Origin of the sequence: Candidatus Regiella insecticola LSR1 (assembly GCF_000143625.1) — a bacterium.
GTDB classification, from domain to species: Bacteria; Pseudomonadota; Gammaproteobacteria; order Enterobacterales; family Enterobacteriaceae; genus Regiella; species Regiella insecticola.
The window spans coordinates 1-2646 of record NZ_GL379706.1 but is presented as its reverse complement, the minus strand read 5'-3'; the positions used below and the strand labels follow the sequence as shown (position 1 = coordinate 2646).

The window sequence follows — 2646 nt, the reverse complement described above, 5'->3', positions numbered from 1 at the left end:
ATACCCTTCGCCTTTCAAGTTATACGGCGGCGTTGTCTGCGGGTGCTCGCCAAATCACGTAGTAGGTCTACGCTCATCGGTCGGTCGCCCTTGCCGCCTTGCCGTAACTCGAAATTCATTGGGTATAGATATATACCAAAGAGAGTAAAGCGCTCATTATTGTCGCGATGGCCAATGATACCAAAGCCCCCATGTGCCCGGATTACAAAACCCCAATGCACAAGCATGGCACGCGCAAGAACAAGTTTTCTGATGCACCGCTATATCCGGTCAGGAAAAAGGAATAAAGCGACAGCGAGCCAACAAAGCCTGCCCGCGGCTACCATATTAATTTTGAGCAATCATTAGACCTCTTCGGAAACCTACTGCGTGACGCGGATCCTGCGTTGCCCGGTGCGCGCAATCCTCATGTACTACTTATGTACACTCCGGTTGCTGTGCGCCGGGCGTCTTGACTCCGTATCATTCGCTACGGTTTCCAAAGAGGTCTATTGATTAATTGGGTATAGCAATACGCATTATAGGCTGAAGTGGTGCACTAATATTAGCTATTACGCTAACTTTTTCTCGAGTGGCCAAATGATGTACCGCCTCAACCAGGTGATCATGTGCTTTAAGGTGACGACAGAGTTTTTCAGGAACAGCATTTGTCACGATTAGTTCTCCTTTAGCATCGAATTCTTCCGTAGAACTACGGTGATCCCGGCTGCCATTCACATAGGTGTCCATAAGCAGACGACGACAGAGTAATTGTTGATCGGCAGTGTATTTTTCTTCGCGCTCACTGTGATAGATTAACTGCTGATTAGCATCAAACTTTTTCGTCATTTCACTTCGACTAATCAAATTTTGCTCGGTATCGTATTCCCTTATAAACTCATTTATTTGGATTAAATTGCCTGTCTTATCGAAGGTCTCCGTGACGCCCATTCGACTGGTTAATTGACCCTTATCATCGACTTTATACCTGATTTTAGTGATACTGATTAACTGGTGATTAGCGTCGAATTTCATCAACTTTCGACGCAAATGGATTAATTGGTTATTAATATCGAATTTTCTATATATATCAACGTTACTGTAGCCAATGATATGACCATTATTGTCACGTTCTACCATGAATTCTTTTGGCGTATGTTCATATCTATATCTTGGCTCTGGTGGAAATATCCCCCCGTTATTTTGTCCTAAATTTATATTAGCTAGCATTATATTGACCTCAATAGTTAAATAAAACTTCCAGATAAATTCACCTTTAATAAAATTAACCACAAATCTAAAAATTAACAAGAATATAGTCGAATCAAATTAAACTGATTCGGCTATAACGGACAGAAAATTTCAAGCAAACGGTTAAAAATATCAAAACACATAAATAGCCTTGAAATATTTTTATAATACGGATATACCACAAAAGGTTAATAAATAAAATAGGGCCAAGTTATGAATAATTCCGAAATGACAGAGCCACGGTTTGTATATGAGCATGTGCCAGAAAATGTTAATCAAACAGTGGTAAAAACCAATTTAAGGCTATGCCTCGATAAGGTCTGGCCAGCAGAAAACAGCGAAAATCTCTCATATGGCGTGGGCGAAAGCGACAAGTTTTGGCGAACAGGTGAGACTTTGCGTATAAAATTTATGACTGCTTATGCGGGGAGTGCATATGTGCGAAAAAAGTTCGACACCATGCAAATGAATGGCTTAAATATGCCAATTTGGAATTTGCATGGTTGCCTCTAAGAAGCAAAAAGGAAGCACATATCCGAATTGCCTTTAAAGAAGGCGATGGAAATTGATCATACATAGGAAAAGATAGTAAAGAGATACCCGCAAATGAACCTACCATGAATTTCGACGGTTTTACCGACGATCCTTCTGATGCAGCCTACTTAAAATCGACCACCTTGCATGAGTTTGGGCATGCTTTAGGCTTGCTACACGAACACTTCAATCCGACAGGTGGCATCCAATGGAATAAGCCAGTTGTGTTCGCCTATTATCGCGATATGTTTAATTGGACTGATGCCCAAACCGAGTACAACCTGTTTAATAAATATGCCGAAAATAAGACGCAATATACAGTCTATGACCCAAAATCTATTATGAGCTATTATATCCCCAAAGAGCATACGCTAAACGGTTATTCGGTGGATGATCCAAGCGAGCTTTCTGCCACCGATAAAAAGTTTATAGCCAGTGTGTATCCATTGCGGTGTAACATGCCTACTCGGTGATTTGCTTGTCGGTAGAGTGTCCATCACATCACTACAAGAGGTAATTAACCTGAGCATCTGTAATTCCTTATCCCGAATACAGATGCTCAGGTTTTAATAATAATTAATTATACAACCTCATATCGCACTGGGTAGGTCTACTCAACCTAAACTCCTATTTATTAAATTATCAGTTGTAAGAGCTACAATAAAACTACAAACAGCGTGTGAACGAAACGTTTCTTAAATATCACAACATTAAGGAGGATGATCGTGCTAGACCATCATACTGAAAAATTTTCTCAGCCAGAGGCGTCTTCTTCTCTCCATCAATCTGTCTATTATATGAAAGAAAATGAAAGCGAGGTTGATATATTTTAAAAACNTCGCCAGATTTGAAGTGTTCAAAAAACATATGAAGAGCAATTAA

At 40.2% G+C, this 2646-nt stretch carries 3 protein-coding genes; 2 read left to right on the top strand and 1 reads right to left on the bottom strand.

The annotated features are described in order from the left end of the window. Positions 1–495: 495 nt before the first annotated feature. The gene (locus REG_RS09615) at positions 496–1209 is read right to left on the bottom strand and encodes a hypothetical protein (protein ID WP_141553678.1); all 714 of its coding nucleotides are present in this window, start codon (positions 1207–1209) and stop codon (positions 496–498) included. A 234-nt stretch (positions 1210–1443) separates the two neighbouring features. Between REG_RS09615 and REG_RS10915 the strand changes: the two genes are divergently transcribed. Both REG_RS10915 and REG_RS09610 read left to right on the top strand, forming a co-directional pair. Then, positions 1444–1743, top strand: a complete 300-nt coding sequence (locus REG_RS10915) for a hypothetical protein (RefSeq protein WP_006705461.1) — start codon at positions 1444–1446, stop codon at positions 1741–1743. Positions 1744–1847: 104 nt separating this feature from the next. Next, entirely contained in the window at positions 1848–2237 is a 390-nt protein-coding gene (locus tag REG_RS09610; RefSeq protein WP_006705460.1) for a zinc metalloprotease, read from the top strand. Positions 2238–2646 lie beyond the last annotated feature (409 nt).